Origin of the sequence: Alteribacillus iranensis (assembly GCF_900113025.1) — a bacterium.
Classification (GTDB): Bacteria; Bacillota; Bacilli; order Bacillales; family Marinococcaceae; genus Alteribacillus_A; species Alteribacillus_A iranensis.
Genome location: NZ_FONT01000002.1, coordinates 606353 through 629335, shown reverse-complemented (window position 1 = coordinate 629335; position 22983 = coordinate 606353). Strand labels below are relative to the sequence as shown.

Below are 22983 nucleotides of genomic sequence, written 5' to 3'. Positions count from 1 at the left end.
GAAAAGCAACAGCTGAAGATCCCGCAGTGAGCGGGCTTTGCTCACGAGGAAGCTGAAGCGTTGCCCGCGGAAAGCGAAGTGCATTTCAACCACACTTGCTGTATTTAGAAGGTGCTATTATGATTTATGGGACAGCCCTAACCTTCGCACCGAACGGAAAAGGTGGTGAAACAGATGGCTTCATTACGTGAGATTAAAACACGGATTACCTCGACAAAAAAGACGAAGCAGATTACGAAAGCGATGGAAATGGTGTCGGCTTCTAAATTGAACCGAGCCCAAAGCAATGCGCAATCGTATGAACCTTACACAGAGAAAATCCGTGACGTCGTTGCAAGTATTGCTTCTAGTAATACAGATGCATCGCACCCAATGCTTGAAGAACGTCCCGTGAAAAAAACAGCATATGTCATGATTTTTTCCGACAGTGGTCTGGCCGGCGGGTATAATGCCAACTTGCTGCGTGACTTTATGAATCAAGTAGAAGAGCGCCATAATTCCACCGATGAATACGGAGTACTCGTTTTAGGACGAATCGGACGTGATCTCCTCAAAAAGCGAAATATCCCGATCTTAGGCGAAATTACAGGCTTACCGGATCAGCCGTCTTTTACTGACATAAAAGAAGTAACACGCCAGGCCGTTGATTTGTTCGCAGAGGAAGAAGTGGACCGGCTGTATATTTGGTATAACCACTTTGTCAGCCCGATCCAACAGGACGTTACGGAAACACAACTTCTTCCGCTTACCGAACTAGCGGAGGAGAACAATGTAAAACAGTCCTATGAATACGAGCCGTCTGCGGAAGCAATTTTAGAACAGTTGCTTCCTCAATATGCAGAGAGCTTGATTTATGGTGCGTTGTTAGATGCGAAAGCTAGTGAATTTGCTGCACGTATGACAGCAATGAGTGCCGCAACGGACAATGCCGATGGACTGATCGATGATTTGACACTTTCATACAACCGTGCAAGACAAGCTGCTATCACCCAAGAAATCAGTGAGATTGTTGGTGGCGCAGCAGCGTTAGAATAAATGAGTTTTTGTGATGATTGAATGAGGAGGGAAAAGCATGAGCAATGGACGCATTACACAGGTTATGGGTCCTGTCGTGGACGTCGCATTCCCAGATGGACAGCTGCCAGAACTGAACAACGCGCTTACCGTTTCTCAAAAAGCGAAAAAGGAAGGGGAAGCCGATGTTGAGGTAACCCTTGAAGTAGCACTCCACTTAGGAAACGATACAGTTCGTACGGTTGCCATGGGTTCTACAGACGGACTTGTCCGCGGAACGGAAGCGGTAGACGCGGGAAAGGCGATTTCTGTACCTGTAGGTGAAGCGACACTAGGAAGAGTATTTAACGTACTCGGAGAAACCATTGACTTAGATGAAAAGATTGGACCGGAAGTGCAGCGTGACCCGATTCACCGGGAGCCGCCTGCCTTTGAAGAACTTTCTACACAAACAGAAATTTTGGAAACCGGTATTAAAGTAGTTGACTTGCTTGCTCCATACGTAAAAGGTGGTAAGATCGGCCTGTTTGGAGGTGCGGGTGTTGGTAAGACGGTATTGATTCAGGAGCTTATCAACAACATCGCTCAAGAGCACGGTGGTATTTCTGTATTCGCCGGTGTTGGAGAGCGTACCCGTGAAGGGAACGACCTTTATTTTGAAATGACTGATTCCGGAGTTATTAACAAAACAGCGATGGTATTCGGTCAGATGAACGAGCCGCCTGGTGCCCGTATGCGTGTTGCCTTGACTGGCTTGACCATTGCGGAACACTTCCGTGATGTAGGTGGACAGGACGTGCTTCTCTTTATCGATAACATTTATCGTTTTACCCAAGCAGGTTCTGAGGTATCCGCATTGCTCGGACGTATGCCGTCTGCGGTTGGTTACCAGCCAACATTGGCAACAGAAATGGGTCAGCTTCAAGAGCGTATCACTTCTACAAAAACAGGTTCCGTTACATCGATCCAAGCGATTTATGTACCTGCCGACGACTATACCGACCCGGCACCGGCTACAACATTCGCCCACTTAGATGCAACAACGAACTTGGAGCGTAAACTATCCGAGATGGGTATTTACCCAGCGGTGGATCCTCTCGCGTCCACGTCACGAGCTCTTTCTCCAGAAATTGTAGGAGAAGAACACTACAACGTAGCACGCCGCGTTCAGGAAACATTGCAGAAGTACAATGAGCTTCAGGATATCATTGCGATCCTCGGTATGGACGAGCTTTCAGAAGATGACAAGCTTGTTGTACACCGTGCACGCCGTATCCAGTTCTTCCTGTCTCAGAACTTCCACGTGGCAGAACAGTTTACGGGACAAAAAGGTTCCTATGTTGCGATCAAAGACACCATCCGTGGATTCCAAGAGATCTTGGAAGGTAAACATGACGATATACCAGAGGATGCATTCCGCCTGGTAGGTCCGATTGAAGACGTGCTAGAAAATGCAAAACAAATGTCCTAAGACGGAATGCTGTTAAGGAGGATGTATCATGCCGACAATGAATGTCAATGTAGTCACTCCTGATGGCACCGTGTTTGATGGGGACGTCGACATGGTCAGTGTCCGTGCTCAGAGCGGGGAGCTTGGGATTCTCCCAGGTCACATTCCGCTCGTGGCACCACTTTCGGTAGAATCGGTTCGCTTGAAGAAAGGATCTGCTACAGATATTCTTGCTGTTAGCGGAGGTTTCGTAGAGGTTCGTCCTGACCGAGTAACCATTCTTGCCGAAGCGGCGGAAAAACCGGAAGATATCGACGTAGAACGCGCGCAGGAAGCAAAACGGCGTGCCGAAGAAAGACTCCAGCGTGCCAAACAGGATGATATAGATTTTAAACGGGCCCAGCTTGCCTTACGACGAGCGAATACGCGATTGAAGGTCGCTAAGAATTAAGCGGGTTTGCGATAAATAAGAGCTATTCTGAGGAGAGAGTCCTTAGGATAGCTCTTTTTTGGTGAGAAGCGCAGCGAAGAAGTCATGGGACGCTAATAGGGTGGAGCGGTGAGATGGCCTCGGCTTACAGTCCCCCAGTACCGCTGGCGAATGTACCAAGGGACACGACAGGAGAAGGCAAGGATTGGGATGGTGTCCGTAGCAGGAGAGAATAGCAGTTGAGGGTAACGCAAAGATTGGGAAGTTGTCCGAATGGAAGCAGAAAGCTCAAGAGAGGTAACGCAAGAGCGAGAAAGGAGCCCTGAGGGAAAGACTTGACTGTTGAGAGGGAAGGCAAAGGATCGGGATGGTGCCCGTAGCATTCGAGAAAGGCATTCGAGGGTAACGCAACGAACCGGAAGTTGCCCTAATAGAAGCAGAAAGCTCAAGAGAGGTAACGCAAGAGCGAGAAAGGTGCCCTGAGGGAAAGACCTGACTGTTAAGAGGGAAGGCAAGGATCGGGATGGTGCCCGTAGCATTCGAGAAAGGCATTCGAGGGTAACGCAATCATTGGAAACATGCCCTCCTTTACTCACGAGAAGCAAGGAAGTCACGCAAAGATGGACAGCATGACCAAAATCTCATCGGACTTAACTAAGATAGCATATGGAGCAATATAAGAGATCGAGCCAGCATATCTCTCAAACCCGCTCAACACCCAGTAATTTCCACTTCACTTACGACACACCCATTCAATAAAAATACGTTAAGTTTTTCACAATTTCACACCCAAAACATGAAAATTTTAGTATAAAATAAGAAGAAGGGTGTTTTCGCACAACGAAGGAAGCAAATATTTGTTACAATAATATCAATAGACCGTAAGATAGGCCTATTGTCTCTTTTAGACAAAGACAAAATACCCTAAGATATGTTCGTAATGTGCAGAATGTGGGGTAATCTAAGGAGATTGAAAGATGCACCCTGATGGACAGGAAGCTTTAATACATATCATCGTGAATCTCTTTTTTTTGGTTATTGTATGGTGGTGCCTTCAAGCATTTCGGTTTGATGTGTTTTTACGAAGGCCAGATGGTCCCAAAGCGAAACTTTTTATTATCCTCGTGACGATTGCCATCACTCACCTCGTCAGCTCTTTTTTTATGGATTATTTAAAAGTATCGCTGATGCTTCGCTATTTATTTTCATAGCCGCAACACTCTCGGAAAAATCCCCTTTTCTTCCATGTATGACTTTACGTTCTCCGGTGAAAATGAATAATAAGAAGAAACCGGGATCAAGGGCTATAGGTTTAACATGGGGACGAGGCGGGAACATATTTCTAGCAACCTCCGAGAGACGGCAGAGACGTAGCGTTTGGTTTCTTTTGACGAGGAACACGCACACAAAGGGAATACGTGCCGTTGGAAAAAAGAGCACCATGATTGCCGAACACCATCGAACGAAGACGATAAGACACAGATTGGGCGCCCTTTCCCTACTAGACCGGGAACGCCTATTTATACGAATGAATATGTATATAGTAATTGACACGACCCTGTCTGCCGGAAACACTGCCGGCGAGTCAGGAAGATGATCTTTTGCATGTAGCTTAATTGGAAATATAGGATCACTATTGGACGCGGAGGGGAATACGTTGGATAAAATATTAGTAAAAGGAGGGAAGCGGTTGAAGGGCAGTGTAAAAGTAGAAGGTGCAAAAAATGCTGTCCTTCCTGTCATAGCCGCTTCTCTTCTTGCTGAAGAAGGTACGAGTAAGATATATGATGTTCCATCTTTAGCTGATGTCTTTACAATGAAAAATGTGTTGACTCATATGAATGCAGATGTAAGTTATGAAGACGGGGTATTTACTGCCGATTCTCGGGGATCGTTACGAACAGAGGCTCCGTTTGAGTATGTTCGAAAAATGAGAGCTTCCTTTCTTGTTATGGGTCCGTTGCTTGCTAGAAAAGGGCGCGCCCATATTGCGCTCCCAGGCGGATGTGCGATCGGCTCTCGACCGATCGACCAACACTTAAAAGGGTTTGAAGCCATGGGCGCGCAAGTGGAGATTGGAAATGGCTATATTGAGGCAAGAGTGAAAGAGCGTCTGCAAGGAGCTCGCATCTATCTTGATTTTCCAAGTGTTGGAGCGACCGAGAATATTATGATGGCGGCTACGTTAGCGGAAGGCACCACAGTTCTCGAGAACGTAGCTGAAGAGCCGGAAATCGTAGACCTTGCCAACTATTTAAATGCCATGGGTGCGAAAGTACGCGGTGCAGGTACAGGAACGATTCGCATTGAAGGAGTAGAGAAAATGCACGGAGCGGTCCATAGTATTATACCGGACCGTATTGAGGCAGGCTCTTTCATGGTAGCCGCGGCGATGACGGGTGGAGACGTATTTGTAGAAGGTGCCTTGCATGAGCACCTGCGCCCCCTTGTAGCAAAAATGAGAGAAATGGGCGTTGTAATTGAAGAGCAGGATAACGGCATGAAAGTAATCGGGCCTGATATCTTGCGTCCGGTCGATATTAAAACGATGCCTCATCCTGGTTTCCCGACAGATATGCAAGCACAGTTCATGGCCCTTCTCACGCAGGCGAAAGGAACTTCTATTATTACCGAGACCGTCTTTGAAAATCGTTTCATGCACGTGGAAGAATTTAGACGGATGAATGCTGATGTTAAAATTGAAGGCCGAACTGCTATCGTGACTGGTCCGGTTCGCCTCCAAGGGACGGAGGTCTCAGCTTCCGACTTGCGTGCAGGAGCCGCCCTTATTATTGCGGGTCTTGTGGCAGAAGGAGAAACGACAGTGACCGAACTTCGCCATCTCGATCGCGGGTATGTTGATTTCCATAAGAAACTTCAATCCCTTGGCGCTCGGGTAGAGCGTATCAGTGTACCCGACACTGAACAAAACGAACAGTCTTCCGCAGATGTAGCGGTACTTCGGACTGCAAATAATTAAGAATTATAAGCCAGACAGCGCATGCCGTTGTCTGGTTTTTTCGTAACATAGAAAAGGACTACTTCCTCGTTTTCCGTAAAGTGAAGTCATACCTGCCTTTTTTCTCTCATATCTTAGAAGGTACATGTGATAGAGAGGGGGGAGGCAGCAGTCATATGAAAAAGCGTTATCTCTTTCTAATGATTATCGGCATCGCTTTATTTTTTTTCATACCGATCGGGTTAGTATTGCTGCCAGCTGGAGAGGAAACGGACAAGGCATCGGAAGAGACTCAGACAGACAGCGGAAACATCGTGGAAGAGACAGACACGTCACCTGCGGAAGAGGAGGAGCGTGTGAGTGTTCCGGTGTTTCGCAGCAAACATGAAGCGGTAGAAGAAGTCAGCTTAGAAGATTACGTGGCGGGCGTCGTAGCCTCGGAAATGCCGGCAGAATTCGAGATGGAGGCATTAAAAGCACAGGCGCTGACCGCGAGAACTTATATAGCCAAGCAATTGCATGCAGCTACAGATATAAATTTGCCAGATGGAGCGGTCGTCACCGATACGGCCATGCACCAAGTGTATCAAAGTGAAGAGGAACTGAAGGAAAAGTGGGGAAGCGACTACGAGCGGAAAATGGATAAAATAAGAAAAGCCGTGCGGGAAACAAAAGGCCAAGTGTTAACGTACCAAGATGAACCGATCACTGCCGCCTTTTTTTCAACGAGCAATGGCTATACAGAGAATGCTGAAGACTATTGGCAGAACCCTGTCCCTTACTTACAGAGCGTAGAAAGTCCTTGGGATAAACAATCGCCCCGTTACGAAAACGTGCAACGCGTTCCGGTCACAGAAGTTGAAAGGATTCTTGGTGTGTCTCTTCCGTCTCAGGAAGCAGGCACCATTACCGAGCGGACAGAAGGCGGACGGGTGGCTGCTTTTCAAATCGGCGGGAAAACGTTTCATGGACGAGAAATTCGTGAAAAACTCCAGCTTGATTCGAGTGATTTTCAAGTAGAGCGCCAAGGGGAAGAGCTTCACTTTCGTACGAAAGGATGGGGGCACGGTGTGGGCATGAGTCAGTACGGAGCGGAAGGAATGGCGAAAGAAGGAAAAAGCTATGAAGACATTTTAAGTCATTATTATAAAGGGGTAACCATCTCTTCTTTCCCGCGCCTGTAGAGCAACATGCCCCTCTCACAAAATTTTTGGAAGAAAAGGTATAAAATTCCTCACATCTGATCACAATGGGTGCTGAGGTGATAACAATGAAAGATGAAGAAAAACAGCACAGTGCCAAACGGAGCATTACAAAGAAGAGCTGGTTTTGGCCTGCGGCTTATTTAAGTGCAGCAGCCGTCATTTTGGGGACTTATTTTATGATTCAAAGTCCTGCGGGGACGGACCAGGCAGAAGAAGGAACGCCATCCCAAGACGAAGAGTGGAACAGTTCCTCCGATGACTGGGAAGCAAATGAAGACGCTATGCCAACTGCGTCCGGTGACGAAACCGTGGAAATGCCTGTCGTAGATGAAGAGAGCGTAGATATCATTGGATATTATTACGATCATGACGCAGCAGCCGAGGAACAACAAGATGCTCTCGTTTATTACAATAATATGTATTACCAAAACAAAGGAATCGACATTGCAGGCAAAGACGGCGAAACGTTTGAAGTGGCAGCGGCTGTCACAGGAGAAGTGATTCGGGCTGAGAAAGACTCCATCCTTGGTTATGTCGTAGAAGTAAAGCATGAGGACAATATCGTAACTTCTTACAGCAGCTTGGAAGATCTGCGCGTAGAAGAGGGAGACACGATCACGCAAGGTTCGATCCTTGGCATGGCAGGAAGAAACCAGTACAACAGCGACGCTGGCATCCATGCTCACTTTGAAATCCGCAAAGATGGCGAGCCGATGGATCCGACAGATGCCTTTCATCAAAAGCTAAAAGAGCTAGAGAAGAAGGAAGAGGACGAGAAACAGGAAGAAGAGAAGCAAGCGAATGAAGAAGAAGACTCCAACCAGGACAACGCTGATGAAGAAGACCAAGAAGAAGAGCAACCACTAGAAGATCCACTTGCAGATAATGAAGAGGATGAAGAAACAAGCGAAGACGACGATACAGAAACAGAAGAATAAAAACGATCATGGATGTCCCCACTGATCGCACATTCTATCCATCTCGCTGAGTATATACCGCTACCCCCACCGCTATTTTGTTTTAGACGAGATGATGAAATAAATCAATGTTCCCCACTGTTCAGGATCATCCTGGACAGTTTTTTTCTGTTGCGGCGCGGACGGGAGCCCGAACGGAGACAGGTAACACATAATGGTGCCTCCATGCGGAAGGGGGGAAGTGAATCAGAAGCCTTTTGGATCGATCAAGGAGGTCATCCAAGCAATCGGAATCTGGGTGGAGCAGAGAAGTCAGGCCAACGAGGGAAAGATGCCCATGTTGGAGTCGAAAATCAGGTTGAGGTCATGCAACCGCGAGGAAGATACCCTAACGAAGAGGCAATCTCTCCGGAAGGTCACGCAAGCAACGGGAAGGTGCCCAAAAGCACTGTCAATATCTTGTGAGGTCATGCAACCGCGAGGAAGATGCCCTAACGAAGAGGCAATCTTCCAGGAAGGTCACGCAAACGTCGGGAAGATGCCCTAACACAAAGACGATCCCCCAGGAAGGGCACGCAAGCAAGGGGAAGGTGCCCAAAATCAATGACAAAATCACGTGAGGTCATGCAACCGCGAGGAAGATACCCTAACGAAGAGGCAATCCCTCCGGAAGGTAACGCAAGCAAGGGGAAGGTGCCCAAAAGCACTGACAATATCTTGTGAGGTCATGCAACCGCCGGGAAGATACCCTAACGAAGAGGCAATCCCTCCGGAAGGTAACGCAAGCAAGGGGAAGGTGCCCAAAAGCACTGTCAATATCTTGTGAGGTCATGCAACCGTCGAGAAGATGCCCTAACGAAGAGGCAATCCCTCAGGAAGGGCACGCAAGTAACTAGAAGTATTTCAAAAAGAGCCAGGCAGCGGCGAGCGAGTTAGGCAAACGAGGGAAAGGCCTCGAAAGGTCCTCGAATGAGAAGAGTTCTTCCACCACTCCAAGATCGTTGTATTTGTATATGATTTTCAGAATGCGTATCTATTGACCTCCAGTTAAATATTTGAAATAATGTGTGATATAACAAATATTGAAATATTGTAACAATTGAATAACAGAATGGCACACAAGAGTGGCTGTTATACATACGAGGAGGATAAAAAAATGGTACTGTTAATCATCTTTTGGGTGGTTGTGTTAGCGTGTATCGTAGCTGCTGTGAAAAAGAAAAGGGCGTTATTCCTGACTCTTCCAATCGCTCTCATGGGCGTCTATGTATTTGTCGAAATTGCAAGGCTACCGATGCCGATTTGGGACGCAATACAGCTCATTTTGAATTTGAGATAGTCCGCTTAAAAGGAAAGGAGGGAACCACGTGAACCGTTGCAAACAATGTCATCATACGAACCTTCTCATGGTGTCTTCTCTTCGCTATGTTTTTTTTATGTCTGTTTTTCCTGTCGTGATAGCGATGGCCATCGGATTGTTAGCGGAAAAGATATTTTTTCTCTTTATCCCTGCCATTATACTGACAAATATAGTTCTTGCGAAGAAAAAAGCGCCGATCATTCTATGTAAAGATTGTCGCCATGTGGAAACACCACAAACGAGGCCAGCAAAAGAAACCGTTTAACGAGAATTGAAAGCGATTTCAATTCTTGAAAGGGGGTGATAAGACAGAAAGAGGAAAGGTCGCGTCCGTCTTGTCTTGTTCTGAAATACCTCGGGAGGTGAATGTCATGAAAAAAGTAGAAAAGGCAAAAGCAGATGCTTATTTTCGTGCCAGAACACGAATGATTGTTATCTTTTTAATCATAGGCTTTCTCGTGTCGTTCGGAGTCGTTGCATTCGCAGAGTTTTTCTCGCAATTTAAGTTTCTCGGCGTGGAGCTTCATTATTATATGGGATCCCAAGGGGCTGTTCTCATATTTATTTTATGTTTAATTCTCAATGCCGTTCTCAGTGACCGAATTGATCGTAAATTTGGAATTGATGACAAAATTAGTGTGAACATTAGTAACAGTAAAAATATCGAGCAGTAACGATCGCACAGCGGTAGATAGGAGGAGTACGAATCATGGATGCACAAATGTTTATGTCACTCGGTCTCATTGTCGCAACATTCGCTTTGTATATTGGTATTTCTATATTCAACCGTGCAAAAGCTACCTCAGATTTTTACGTTGCTGCCCGCGGTGTCCCGCCGTTTTGGAACGGAATGGCCATCGGCGGGGACTGGATGAGTGCCGCTTCTTATATCGGAATGGCGGGGACCGTTATGGTCATGGGTTACGACGGGCTTGCTTACATTATGGGCTGGACAGGGGGTTATTTGTTACTCACCTTCTTGCTGGCACCTCAGCTTCGGAAATACGGCCGTTATACGGTACCAGAATTTATCGGGGACCGTTATGTGAATAACACAGCTCGTCTGATCGCAGCAATAGCGACTCTTATCATCAGTTTTACTTATATTATCGGACAATTGTCTGGTTCGGGAGTTGTTATTGGAAGAATTTTAAACATACCTGCCATGTATGGCACGATGATAGGGGTCGTTGTTATTGCTATTTATGCGACACTTGGTGGCATGAAAAGTGTAACGTGGACCCAGGTCGCTCAGTATATTATTTTAATTATCGCTTATATTATCCCGATCGTCTTTATGTCTTTGCAAGTGACCGGAAACCCGATTCCGTGGGTCACGTATGGATCTGTAGTAGATGAAATTGGAGCCATTGACCGCGAACTTGGATTGACAGAATATTTTGCCCCATTTCAAGAAAGTGATAAAAGTCAGTTTATTGCACTTATGTTTACATTAATGGTAGGAGCGGCGTCCTTGCCTCACGTTATCGTACGCTTTTTCACGGTGTCTACGATGAAAGCTGCGCGCTGGAGCGGGGCCTGGGCTTTGTTGTTTATTGGTCTCCTTTATTTCTCCGCTCCTGCTTATGCTGCTTTTTCTCGCTTTATTCTCATGACAAGAGTAGCAGGGCAGCCGATTGATCAATTACCGGCTTGGACAGAAAACTGGCTTAATATTGGTTTACTGGAAATCGCCGATCAAGATGGCGATGGCGTGTTAGACTGGACAGAAATTAATGCGAATCCCGATATGGTGGTAATGGCAACACCAGAAATTGCAGACTTAGGTATTTTTGTTATCGGCTTAATGGCTGCCGGAGCAATGGCTGCTGCTCTTTCTACAGCCGGGGGACTTCTCGTAACGATTTCGTCCTCATTCGCACACGACATTTACTACCGTTTAATTAACCCGGAAGCTTCTGACCAGAAACGCCTGAAAGCCGGACGAATCGTCATGATTTTAGCGACAATCGTTGCTGGTGTCGTGGCATTGGATCCACCGGGAGTCATTACTCAAATTGTAGCTTGGGCGTTTGCATTAGCCGGAGGAACATTCTTCCCGGTCCTCGTATTGGGAGTATGGTGGAGACGGATGAACTCAGCCGGTGCCATTGCTGGTATGCTGGTCGGACTCGGCAGTACACTCGGCTATATTTTCCTCTCATTAAGCGGAGTGACCGTATTTGGCATAGTCGATACCGGAGCTGGTTTATTCGGTGTGCCACTTAACTTTCTCGCATGTATTGTCGTCTCTCTTATGACAGCACCACCTGCACAGCATATTCAAGACGAAGTAACAGATTTACGCTATCCGGAGCAGATGACTTACAAAGATGGAGAGGTATGGATCAACGATGGAAGCGGAAATTAAAAAATATGAACAGGCGATTCAAAATCATCCCATTTTCAGCGGCGTCTCAGCCGCTGAATTTGGTGCTTTAATGGAACAATGCCGCTTAAAGAATTACAAACAATCACAGAACGTATGGTATGCAGGCAGTCCGCGAAATGGATTGCTTTTAATGTTAGAAGGAGTGACCGAAGTATATGTCGCAATTAATGGCCAATCTAGCAGCCACGAAGTATTAGAAGTTCTCGAGGCGGGGGATGTTGTTGGCTTTTCGAGCTTAGCCGATTTTCTCGGAGAGCCGGCACCTTTTGACCATCCTTACACCGTGGAAGTCCAAGCTGTGGAAGAATCGGTGTGTCTGCATATTCCTTACTCCGTCATGGAAGCGCGCTGGCATCAAGAAGAAGTGAGAGATTACATGCTTCGCCAAGTGTCTGTGCGGCTTCGTGACATCTATGCTTCTCTCGCTGAACAAGTTCATCTCGCCCACCAATGGGGAGAAAGTGATCCATTTATTCAACGGGTGCAGGATGTGATGAATACTCCTGTTGTCACGGTATCCGAAAATACGCCGGTTCGTGAAGTCGCGGCGAAAATGGTCGACCATCATGCCAGCTCGGTCGTCGTAGAAGATACGGACCAAAACATCGTGGGTATCATAACCGAAAAAGATCTCGTTCAGCGCGTCTTGTCATCAGGAACGGGAAGCGATGTTACTGCTTCGGCAGTGATGACGTCCCATCCTTATCTCATTCAGACGCAAAGCTATTATTACGAAGCGATGTCTCGATTCTTATTAAACGGAGTGAAACACCTCCCCGTCGTCACACCGGAAAATGAAAACCGCGTTGTCGGGATGGTGACGTTATCTGATTTGCTTCGAAAAAGGAACCGTGGCCGCTTTGAAATTCTCCAACAGATAGAAACAACCACCGGCGACACACTTCCAGAAATGAAACATGCCATTTATGACGTATTAGCCCACTTGATTTCAGACCGCATCCCAACTCTCCATTTACTGGAAATTATAACGAAGCTCTATGATCGTCTCGTTCGTCGCTGTGTGGAAATGGCAGAAACAGAAGTCGTAACAAAACATGGACCTCCGCCCGTACGCTACGCTTTCTTCTTAATGGGAAGCGGAGGACGCGCCGAACAATTCATGCTCACAGATCAAGACCATTTTCTCGTGTTTGAAGATCCAGAAAGCGACGAAGATAGAGAGAAAGCAGAGTCGTACTTCCGGGCACTCGGTCATGAAATTGTGTATTGGCTCGAACGCGCCGGTTATAAACGATGCGATGGCAATATGATGGCGAGCGAAGGCGCATGGCGCGGATCGACGAGTCAATGGGGAGATCGCCTGCGGACGTGGGGACTAAGAGCCACCAATCAAAACATTTTACTCGGCCACAATTTTCTCGCATTCCGTTTTCTCTATGGCGATCAGTCGGTACGAGACACTTTCGTAGAAACGGTGCATACCCAATTGGAGAGCTCCACCATTTTCTTGTACCGAGCGGCAGAGCAAGAAAAAAACGCACCCATTCCTATGTTAGATCACCCCGTACGGGCGATTTTTCGGTTAAAAAAAGAAGGCATCGATATAAAAAAACACGCCTTGTTTCCGTTCCATCACTCGCTTCAAATCTTAGCGGCAAAGCACGGAATCTTTGGAGGAACTCCGTTAGAAAAAATTGATTCTTTGCAAGAGATATCCGTTATCGACGAAGCATTTGCCGATGACTTACGGTTCGCCTATGAAGTGGCCTTGAAAATTCGGGTCGAACAGTCTTGGAGCCGGTACGAAAGAGGAGAAGGGAGCACCAGTGAAATCAAATTCTCTCAAATCAAGTCCCGCGATAAAGAAGAACTCATGCAAGCGATGAAAATCTTTCGTACTTTGCAATCGCAAGCAGTCAGTGCCTTTGGACTTCGAACGTGATGTTTTTTGTCTGGAGACGCGGTCAGGGAGCGATGGAAAAGATGCCCGGAAAGGAAAGGAGACTCGGATGAAGTCACGCAAACGTCGGGAAGGTGCCCTGAGTCCGGAAGAGCGAGAGGTATGGTAAGGCAACGGATTGTAACCAGCCCTTAGAGAGAAGAAGCAGCCACAGGAGGTAACGCAGGCGCGTGAAAGATGCCGAAGAAGAGGAACGTATCGCTCAGGAGGTCACGGACCAGGTGAGAAGTTGACCAAAGAGGCTGCGAAGAATCGTAGGAAGTCACGCAAACGTCGGGAAGGTGCCCTGAGTCCGGAAGAGCGAGAGGTATGGTAAGGCAACGGATTGTAACCTGCCCTTAGAGAGAAGAAGCAGCCACAGGAGGTAACCAGGCGCGTGAAAGATGCCGAAGAAGAGGAACGTATCGCTCAGGAGGTCACGGACCGGTTGAGAAGTTGACCAAAGAGGATGCGAGGAATCATAGGAGGTAACGCAAGAGTCGGGAAGTAACCCTGAGTCTGAAAGAGAGAGAAAAATGGTAAGGCAACGGAGTGTAGCTTGCCCTCAGATAGAAGAAATGGATCAGTAGGTAATGCAGCCGCGTGAAAGGTGACGAAAGAGAGGAATGTATCGCTCAGGAGGACACGGAACGAGAGAGAAGGTTCCCAAACAGGATCCGAGGAATCGTAGGAGGTAACGCAGCCATCCAAAACCTTCCCATAATGAGACTGGATCGCCAGTAAAGTCACGCAAGCAAAAAGGGAGGGCACCCCACCTAAAGCGACAATGCTTCCAAACTGAGAGAACCGCCATTACTTTTATTGTGAATCTGATGAAAAGGGAGTGCATCAGGTGACGGGGATGTATTCGCTTTTCTCAAGAAAAGGAGTTAACAATCCATGATGTTTTGGAAAAAAAGAGTACTCCCATACCAGTTGAATATTCATCCACCACTGAACACCCCTTTACGGGAAATAAGTTTCACGGTGTTTGACACAGAAACGACGGGATTTGCAGTTGGTCGAAAGGATCGGTTAATCGAAATTGGCGCCGTACAGGTAGAAGAGTTAACATTGACGGATAAAACATTTCGAACATACGTGAATCCGGAGAGAAATATTCCCCGGGAAATAACAGAGCTTACGGGAATTCATGCGGAAGATGTCGAACGCGCTCCGACTGCCCTCGAAGCGATTAAAGATTTCTTTCGATTTGTCGAAAAGCAAAAGAGTACAGTGTGGGCCGGGCATTATGTCGCATTTGATTTGCTCGTGTTGAAAAAAGAGCTCCAGCGGTACAAGTATGCATTCGATGTCCCAAGCCAAATCGATACGTTAGATATGATTGGTTATTTGAACCCTACGTGGGATATGAAGGATTTGAGTTATTATGCGCGTGAATTTGGAGCAAATATGTTCGAACGCCACAGTGCTTTAGGGGATGCTCGCACGACAGCTTCTCTTCTCATCGAACTGATTCACATTCTAGAGCACCGTGGGAAACGCACCCTCGGCGACCTTCTCGATATTCTTCGAAAAGAAAATGGAATGAAAACGATGATGTAGCCTTCTTTTCGAGAAGGTTATTCCATTTGCTCTACCAGCGGGTTTTCTCTGTTCTGTAGAAAAGCTACTTGTCACGTTTCGTGATACAGAATACAAGCTCATCCCTTGTCCTACTTGACTTTTTGGTATATATTCCGCTCCCTCTTAATAAACTGTACCAATCACCTAGAATAGAGTAGGGGGCGAGTGGTGTGCACGACTACATCAAAGAACGAACCATCAAGATGGGGAGGTATATAGTGGAAACTCGCAAAACCGTCCGAACGATTGCCAGGGAATTCGGTGTTTCAAAAAGCACCGTTCATAAAGACCTCACCGAGCGGCTGCCGGATATTAATCCGAAGCTGGCTCGTGAAGTAAAAGAAATTTTAGAGTACCATAAATCAATTCGCCACCTTCGAGGGGGAGAAGCGACGAAGACAAAGTATCAGCGTGAGAAACCAAGTGTGGAAACCGAACCAACGATGTAAGAAATATATTTCGAATATTCGAATTAGGAAAACAAGATCACATACACAGAAGGCTGTTTCAGAAGAGCAGAAGAGGTTCTTTTGAGACAGCCTTCTGTGGGGAGAAAGCCGCGTTCCTGTGTAAAAGCCTTGTCATTTATTCCTGCCGTTCATAACATTTGCTATTTCGTGACAAGATAAGAAAGTCGTGCAAGTTTCGCCAAAATACGCCTAAGAGTGATTCCGCTTTTTCTTGAAATATGATAAAATGACTAATTAGGAGAATAGCGGAAATTTCTGTATAGAGCGATTTTCTTAGGAAATAGTATAAAAGTTATTAATGACGCAGCCGAAATTGATGAGAGAGAAGTTACATACACGTTCACCATATATCGGAAGCAGGAATGAATATTTTGAGGGGGAGTGCCGGCATGTTTGGCAGAGATATTGGCATTGATCTAGGTACAGCGAACGTGCTCATACATATTAAGGGACAAGGAATTGTATTAGATGAACCTTCCGTCGTCGCTATTGATAAAATGAGCAAACAAGTATTAGCAGTAGGAGAAGAAGCATTTCAAATGGTAGGACGAACGCCGGGAAACATTGTGGCGATCCGCCCGATGAAAGATGGAGTCATTGCTGATTTTGACCATACGGAAGCGATGCTTAGCCATTTTTTAGCAAAAGTGAACGCAAAGAGCATGATGTCAAAGCCGCGCATCCTCATTTGCTGTCCGACGAATATTACTTCCGTAGAACAGAAAGCAATCATTGAAGCGGCCGAGAAAAGCGGAAGTAAGAATGTATTCATCGAAGAAGAGCCGAAAGTCGCAGCTATTGGAGCCGGCATGGACATCTTTCAGCCTAGCGGAAACATGGTCGTCGACATTGGTGGAGGAACAACGGACGTTGCTGTGTTATCGATGGGATCGATCGTGACGGCGAGCTCCATTAAGACAGCCGGTGACCAATTTGACCTCGACATTTTAAATTATATCAAGAAAAAATATAAGCTTCTTGTCGGTGTTCGGACGTCAGAAACGGTGAAAGTGGAAGTGGCGACGGTCGCACCGAACGATGAAGCAAGAGAACTCGAGATCCGGGGACGGGACATGGTTAGCGGACTACCGCGGACGATTACGATTACGTCCACGGAAATATATGATGCCTTGATCGAGTCGGTCAATCACATTGTCCAAGCTGCGAAAAATGTGCTCGAACGCACACCACCTGAATTGTCAGCTGACATTATCGACCGCGGTGTCATTTTAACCGGAGGAGGCGCGCTCCTTCGCGGGATGGATCAGCTTCTTGCAGAAGAACTAAAAGTTCCTGTCATGATTGCCGAAGATCCGATGCATTGTGTGGCGAACGGGACAGGAATCTTGTTAGAAAACTTGGATAAAATGGCCAATCGTAAAATCAAAGTGTAACCAGTAATAAGAAAAGCACATGCGCCTTGACAGAAGTAGTTTTTCGGCTTCTGTAAAGACCTGAAGTGATCTCGAGCGAGTAGGCGCTGCAGCTAGACAGATAGGAAAGCGCAAGGCGCCTGGAGCTGGACAGATCGCCTTTGTTATCCATAGGCGAATCGTTTTTATCATTTCCTACACAACGAGAAAACCCCGGAGGACGGGGAGGGGAGAGTACCATATGTTACGAGGTTTTTATGGCGCGGCATCCGGAATGATTACGCAGCAGCGCCGTACTGAAATGTTAACCGATAATATCTCCAATTTACGGACACCGGGCTATAAAGAAGATCATGGGTCGATCCGGACCTTTCCTGAAATGCTTCTTCAAGCGAGAGGCGGTTCGTCTTTTGGGGGAAGTACACCGATTGGGTCCCTTGCCACAGGGGTTTATATGCAAGAGCGGACACCGAACGTTTCACAAGGCGACCTTATGGAGACCGGGAATGCAACCGACGCCGCTCTTCTTCAAGGAGCACTGCCTGAGAATGCGGCGTTATTTTTCACAGTGACCAATGAAGAAGGAGAGGTCCGGTATACCCGGAACGGGAACTGGGCCGTAGATGGTGCTGGTTTCTTAACGACAGGGGAAGGCTATTATGTCCTTGGTGCGGACGGAGAGCCACTCGATGTTGAGAATGAAAACTTCCGTCTCTTAGAAGATGGGACGGTTATGCACGAAAATGGGGAAGTTATCGGACAGGTCGGCATTGCTTATGCGGAAAACGCGAATGATATGGTCAAAGAAGGAAACAGTCTTCTTCGCTCTGAAGCCGGGGAGCTTCCTGCTGCTGATGCTGATTTCCAGCTGCAGCAAGGGTTTCTGGAACGTTCCAATGTGGATGCGAACCGTACGATGACCGAATTGATGAGTGCGTACCGGTTATTCGAGTCCAATCAGCGTATCATGCAAGCCTATGATCAAAATATGCAGCGTGCTGTGAATGACGTAGGTCGACTGGGATAAGAGAAAATTTAAGAATGAAGGAGGGGATGTTTCATGCATTCCTCCATGTTGTCTGCTGCCAACACGATGGGACAGCTGCAACAACAAATAGATGGGATTTCCAATAATCTATCGAACAGTCAAACGACCGGCTACAAACGGAGAGAGTCGACGTTTTCAAGCTTGCTTCACCAAGAAGTGAACAATCAGCCGATTCCGGAAAATAATGTCGGCCGTCTTACACCACCGGGACTCCGTGTAGGAACAGGAGCCGGTATTTCCCAGACGGCACTTCGGCTCGAACAAGGATCTCTTCAAGAGACAGGACGCGAACTGGACTTTGCGCTGCTGGGAAAGAATCTCTTTTTCCAGATAGAAAACAGTGCGGAGAATGAAGTACATTATTCACGAAACGGTTCTTTTTATTTGAGTGAAAACCCGGAACAGCCCGGCACGTGGACACTTGTTAATCAGGACGGGCATTATTTGCTTGATGCGAACGGGGAGCGAATGGACGTGCCGGCCGGGGCCCGGAATTTCAACCTTCAAGACGACGGAACGATAATTGCTAGTTTAAATGGGGCAGAAGTGGAAATAGGTACAATAGAACTAGCTCATGTGTCGAAGCCTCAATTGTTAGAGGCGGCTGGCAATCATTTTCGCTTGCCGGACGTCGAGGCGTTAGGATTCGATGAGGCGGATGTATTGGAATTGGTGATGGGAGAGGAACATACGATAAAGCAACATGCATTAGAACAATCCAACGTAGACATGGGTAAGGAACTCACGGAGCTGCTCAACACACAGCGTCATTATTCCTTTAATGCTCGCGCTCTCTCTCAGGGAGACCAGATGTTGGGGCTTGTGAATAGCATCCGGAGTTAATTTCAGCTAAACGGGGATAAGATTATGACATATAAGGAAGACACGGCGAATAGGCCCGCCAGTCAAAACGAAGAAAACCAAATAGAAGAAACTCGAACCCAACGAAGGAAACAAAAGGCCGAAGAGAAGAAAGAAGCCTCTGCCGGGAAGAGTGGAAAAAAGTGGGCTCGTCTCTGGGCTCGCATTCGGGCTATGTTTTCTCGTTCCAAAACAAGTGTCCGCATGGTGCCGATTTGGGCTCGTCTTCTTATTGTACTGGCCCTTTTGATTATCAGTATTACCGCCGGCCTGCTCGTCGGGTACAGCCTCGTAGGAGAAGGAGATTCGCTAGGCGTCCTGAGCCTCGAGAGGTGGAGAGAGCTGTATCATTTTATTCAAGGAGAATAATCTCGGGATAGCTGGATAGAAAGGAGATTATGATGTTATCAATCGACGAAATAAAAGACATTATTCCGCATCGGTACCCGTTCCTTCTTATTGACCGTATCACGGAACTAGAAGAAGGAAAGCGGGCCGTTGCTTTAAAAAACGTATCAGCCAACGAAGAATTTTTTAATGGACATTTTCCTGATTACCCTGTCATGCCCGGAGTTCTTATCGTAGAGGCATTAGCGCAGACAGGGGCGGCTGCTATCCTGAAACAAGAAGAAAATCACGGAAAGATTGCGTTGTTTGCAGGAATTGAGAAATGCCGCTTTAAATCACAAGTGAAACCTGGAGATCAGCTGACCTTAGAAGTAGAAATTCTTAAGCTGAGAGGAAGCATCGGTAAAGGAAAAGGGACCGCGAAAGTAGGCGAAACGGTCGTTGCTGAAACGGAACTCCTTTTCGCGTTACAGGACCCGGAATAAAGCGATACCTATCCAAGGAGGACACTTGACATGAAAACAATCTATCTCGCGATTGCGGCATTGATCGCCATCACGCTTGTTGGCTCCATGCTCGGCTCCTCCCACAGCGGCGCCGTTCATATTATTGCTCCCGTCGTAGGAAGCATCATTACAAGTTTTTTGTTCGTGTTATTTCTGAAATGGGAAGACCGCATGACGGAAGCCGATTAAATAGAAAGCCCCTGTTTTCACCATTCATTGGTGGGAAGCAGGGGTTTTTGCATGGTCAGCGGTTCCGGAAAGTTGGAGGCAGAGGTGGAATGGCATCCCAGGGAGCGCGGATTGGCAGGGGAATGTCGTTACTCCTAGTCGATCGTGCCGTTGCGAAAGAAAAAGTTAGGATCAAGGTCCATAATGGATAAGATTAATGCCCTAGGATGGTTGATAAAATGAAGAGGGTTATGAACCGGGGATCAGCAGTTGTCTTAACCATCTTATTACCTACATGTCCCATAGGAATAAATCACCTGTTTATGTAAATTTTGGAAAATTATAGTTTCAATTCGAAAATTCAAAGGTATGGGATATTGTAACACGGTTCTATAGGTAGAAAAGAAGGTTAGAACAGGGGAGGGATTCAATGAAAATGGAAAAATATCTATTTGCTATTTTTATTTTCTTTTTCATACCGGTTCCTGGTGTCTTAGCACATTCTCCCTCTTTTTCTGACGTGACGGGAGACTTTTGGGCAAAAGAGGAAATAAAGTTGTTAGCAGAAGAGGGCATTATTTCGGGTTACGAGGATGGTACATTCCGACCCAATCACCCGGTAAAGCGCAGCCAGGCAGCATCCATGATTGTGGAAGCATTGGACTTGGAGACGGCTAATAAGGAAGCAGACTTTTCAGACATTGATGAAAGTTTCCATGCCTATGATGTAGCCGCAACCGTCCAGCAAGAGGGCATTATCACAGGACGGAATGGAAGATTTATGCCAAATCATACGCTCACAAGGGGGCAAATGGCTGCCGTGCTAAATCGCTCGTTTGAGTTTTCGAAGGCGCATGCAGACTTTGCCGATGTGGATGAAGATTATGTTTTCTATCAAGACATTTCTAACATAGCAGAAGCAGGAGTAACAACGGGATATTCGGAAGATCATACGTTTCGACCGAATAATGACACCACGCGTGCTCAATTTTCTGTTTTTCTCGCCCGTGCGATGGACGATTCTGGGGAATTCCTTAGCACTTCCAACAATTCATCTGCAGCTCAATTAGCCCAAGAAAGCGTTGGGGAAAACACAGAAGATTTCATTACCTCGGAATTCGTGCAATTCGCATATAGAGAAGCAGAGAATATATCATTACCGAGATCTGCGAGCGATCAATGGTTACTCGGAAAAAGCATTGAACAAAAGAATGTACAGCCTGGAGATGTTGTTTTTTTTCAAGGCACGTACTTAATGTCAGGTATATATATCGATAATGGGGAATTTGTCATTGTTACTAGTGATGGAATTTCTAAAAGAAATATGGAGACAAGTGACTATTGGTCCAACGCGTATGTTGGCGCTAAGAGGTACACAGAAGAAAACCTTCATCCCGGTTCATCGGAAAATGACCTTGTTGAACAGGCAAGAGCTCTTATTGGGAGCCCTTATAATGAAGACGGTGAGGATCCGGAGAGCGGGTTCAGTACGGGGAGCCTTGTTCATTATGTGTATGAAGAAGTCACGGGAAGCTGGCTTTCCAAAAGACCCGCCGGCCTCTATGATGCAGGAGAAAAAATAAGCCAGGAGGAACTGCGCCCCGGGGATCTCGTATTTTTTGAAGGCAGCAGCGGGTTGATTTCCGGAATGTATACAGGGGATCGCCAGTTTGTGATCGCTTCCTCTTCCGGAGTAAAGGAGAGGCATCTAGATTATCACACCTATTATGCAGATCGCTATGCAGGTGCTGTACGTTATACAGATGAAATACTAGAGAAATCTAATCCAGACACTTATGCGGACCATGAAAATCCAATCATACGGGAAGCCATAAAGTATATGGGAACCCCGTATTTAATGACGGGCAGCACACGGGATGCGTTTGATTGTTCCTTTTTAATTCAATCTGCATTCAGAGATGCGGCTGATGTCTATCTCCCACGGATCAGTTATAAACAATGGGAAGTAGGAGAAACCATTCTCGATGCCGGAACAGACATCAACTCCATTGAGCTCGATGATCATATCAGACCCGGCGATGTTCTCTATTTTTCGGGAACCTGGCAGGAAGGAATTTCGCATACAGCTATATACCTTGGAGAGGATCACGTGATTCATGCGACAGGAGAAGAGGGAGAAACAACCATTTCATATATGAATGAATATTGGAAAGAGCATTTCACCGGAGTAAAACGCTTTGATGACCTCTCTGTTTCATTCGAAAATGAAGCAGTATTTGAGGCTTATCAGCTCCTGGGAACAGAGTATCAGTTGGGTGGTGACTCACCAGAAGAAGGCTTTGACACGGGGGGACTCGTTCAGTATGTGTACAAAGAAGGTTTGAATATCGATTTACCGCGTTATGGTAGACAACAATGGGAGGAAGGCAATGAAATACCAAGGGATGAAATAGAAGCGGGGGATCTAATGTTCTTTGAAGGGTCAAGTATCATTCCTGCCGTTTATATTGGTAACAACCAAATCATTGTTGCTACCCAGGCTTCGGGTGTTGCTGTGGTTGATCTTACTACAAGCTCCTACTGGCCGCCAAGGTATATAGGAAGCAGGACGTACGATAGGCCGTCTGAGGAAAGGAGAAGTCGGGAAGCACACTTGGCAGAGGATAGAGAAGGAGAGACATTTAAAGGAACGTCCAGTGAATTTATTCAGCAGCTTTATGAAGAAGGATCTCAGATATCACTGCCGTCTACCATGGAAGAACTTCGTCAAAGCGGCGAGGATATTCATATTGAAGAACTGGAGAGAGGAGACCTGATGATATTTGGTGAAGCAACAGATGATAACACACCACATCTGGCGGCTATTTATCTGGGAGAAGGAAGATTCGCTACGGTGTTGGATCGTAAAATTGTCATTACGGACATGAATACAGATCAATACTGGATTCAGCGTTTATTAGAGGGACGACAAATAACAAAATAACCGTTCTAAAGGGGCTTCTGTCATGATCGGCAGAAGCCCCTTTTTTCATGA

The 22983-nt window shown here is 46.6% G+C and carries 21 protein-coding genes; all 21 read left to right on the top strand.

Translation table 11 applies throughout. The annotated features are described in order from the left end of the window. Positions 1-174 precede the first annotated feature (174 nt). Complete coding sequence (gene atpG, locus BM095_RS06940) at positions 175-1035, top strand: ATP synthase F1 subunit gamma (RefSeq protein ID WP_091659348.1); 861 nt, start codon at positions 175-177, stop codon at positions 1033-1035. A gap of 37 nt (positions 1036-1072) precedes the next feature. Beyond that, the gene (gene atpD, locus BM095_RS06935) at positions 1073-2485 is read left to right on the top strand and encodes a F0F1 ATP synthase subunit beta (RefSeq protein ID WP_091659346.1); all 1413 of its coding nucleotides are present in this window, start codon (positions 1073-1075) and stop codon (positions 2483-2485) included. A gap of 28 nt (positions 2486-2513) precedes the next feature. Beyond that, positions 2514-2915: a F0F1 ATP synthase subunit epsilon gene (locus BM095_RS06930; protein ID WP_091659343.1), complete on the top strand. Its 402-nt coding sequence runs from the start codon at positions 2514-2516 to the stop codon at positions 2913-2915. 956 nt (positions 2916-3871) lie between these two features. Further along, on the top strand, positions 3872-4105 hold the full coding sequence (locus BM095_RS06925; RefSeq protein ID WP_091659341.1) for a DUF1146 family protein: 234 nt from the start codon (positions 3872-3874) through the stop codon (positions 4103-4105). Positions 4106-4551: 446 nt separating this feature from the next. Then, positions 4552-5874, top strand: coding sequence for a UDP-N-acetylglucosamine 1-carboxyvinyltransferase (gene murA, locus BM095_RS06920; protein ID WP_091659338.1), 1323 nt, complete (start codon positions 4552-4554; stop codon positions 5872-5874). Positions 5875-6029: 155 nt separating this feature from the next. Continuing rightward, entirely contained in the window at positions 6030-7037 is a 1008-nt protein-coding gene (spoIID, locus tag BM095_RS06915) for a stage II sporulation protein D (protein ID WP_091659335.1), read from the top strand. A gap of 86 nt (positions 7038-7123) precedes the next feature. After that, entirely contained in the window at positions 7124-7996 is an 873-nt protein-coding gene (locus BM095_RS06910) for a M23 family metallopeptidase (protein WP_091659332.1), read from the top strand. Between the two features lie 1135 nt (positions 7997-9131). Continuing rightward, positions 9132-9314 carry a hypothetical protein gene (locus tag BM095_RS06900; RefSeq protein WP_091659326.1) on the top strand — a complete coding sequence of 61 codons (183 nt, stop codon included), beginning with the start codon at positions 9132-9134 and terminating at the stop codon, positions 9312-9314. Between the two features lie 28 nt (positions 9315-9342). Further along, positions 9343-9600 (top strand): hypothetical protein, encoded by a 258-nt coding sequence (locus BM095_RS06895; protein ID WP_091659323.1) that lies wholly within the window; start codon positions 9343-9345, stop codon positions 9598-9600. Between the two features lie 106 nt (positions 9601-9706). Continuing rightward, entirely contained in the window at positions 9707-10009 is a 303-nt protein-coding gene (locus tag BM095_RS06890; protein ID WP_091659320.1) for a DUF4212 domain-containing protein, read from the top strand. A gap of 35 nt (positions 10010-10044) precedes the next feature. Further along, complete coding sequence (locus tag BM095_RS06885) at positions 10045-11706, top strand: sodium:solute symporter family protein (protein ID WP_091659317.1); 1662 nt, start codon at positions 10045-10047, stop codon at positions 11704-11706. Then, positions 11669-13630, top strand: a complete 1962-nt coding sequence (locus BM095_RS06880; RefSeq protein ID WP_245757833.1) for a DUF294 nucleotidyltransferase-like domain-containing protein — start codon at positions 11669-11671, stop codon at positions 13628-13630. Before BM095_RS06885 ends, BM095_RS06880 begins: the two co-directional genes overlap by 38 nt. A gap of 900 nt (positions 13631-14530) precedes the next feature. Next, a complete protein-coding gene (locus tag BM095_RS06875) occupies positions 14531-15193 on the top strand; it encodes a 3'-5' exonuclease (protein ID WP_407639145.1) in 663 nt (220 codons plus the stop codon). A 191-nt stretch (positions 15194-15384) separates the two neighbouring features. After that, complete coding sequence (gene spoIIID / locus BM095_RS06870; RefSeq protein WP_091659309.1) at positions 15385-15663, top strand: sporulation transcriptional regulator SpoIIID; 279 nt, start codon at positions 15385-15387, stop codon at positions 15661-15663. Positions 15664-16073: 410 nt separating this feature from the next. Then, positions 16074-17078 carry a rod shape-determining protein gene (gene mreB / locus BM095_RS06865; protein ID WP_091659307.1) on the top strand — a complete coding sequence of 335 codons (1005 nt, stop codon included), beginning with the start codon at positions 16074-16076 and terminating at the stop codon, positions 17076-17078. A gap of 220 nt (positions 17079-17298) precedes the next feature. Further along, the gene (locus tag BM095_RS06860; protein ID WP_091659303.1) at positions 17299-18084 is read left to right on the top strand and encodes a flagellar hook-basal body protein; all 786 of its coding nucleotides are present in this window, start codon (positions 17299-17301) and stop codon (positions 18082-18084) included. A gap of 33 nt (positions 18085-18117) precedes the next feature. Next, complete coding sequence (locus BM095_RS06855) at positions 18118-18948, top strand: flagellar hook-basal body protein (protein ID WP_091659301.1); 831 nt, start codon at positions 18118-18120, stop codon at positions 18946-18948. A gap of 24 nt (positions 18949-18972) precedes the next feature. Continuing rightward, on the top strand, positions 18973-19335 hold the full coding sequence (locus BM095_RS06850; protein ID WP_091659299.1) for a DNA-directed RNA polymerase subunit beta: 363 nt from the start codon (positions 18973-18975) through the stop codon (positions 19333-19335). A 32-nt stretch (positions 19336-19367) separates the two neighbouring features. Further along, positions 19368-19799, top strand: a complete 432-nt coding sequence (fabZ, locus tag BM095_RS06845) for a 3-hydroxyacyl-ACP dehydratase FabZ (RefSeq protein ID WP_091659296.1) — start codon at positions 19368-19370, stop codon at positions 19797-19799. Positions 19800-19829: 30 nt separating this feature from the next. After that, positions 19830-20009, top strand: a complete 180-nt coding sequence (locus tag BM095_RS06840; RefSeq protein WP_091659293.1) for a hypothetical protein — start codon at positions 19830-19832, stop codon at positions 20007-20009. Between the two features lie 409 nt (positions 20010-20418). Continuing rightward, positions 20419-22932: an NlpC/P60 family protein gene (locus BM095_RS06835; protein WP_091659291.1), complete on the top strand. Its 2514-nt coding sequence runs from the start codon at positions 20419-20421 to the stop codon at positions 22930-22932. Positions 22933-22983: the final 51 nt, after the last annotated feature.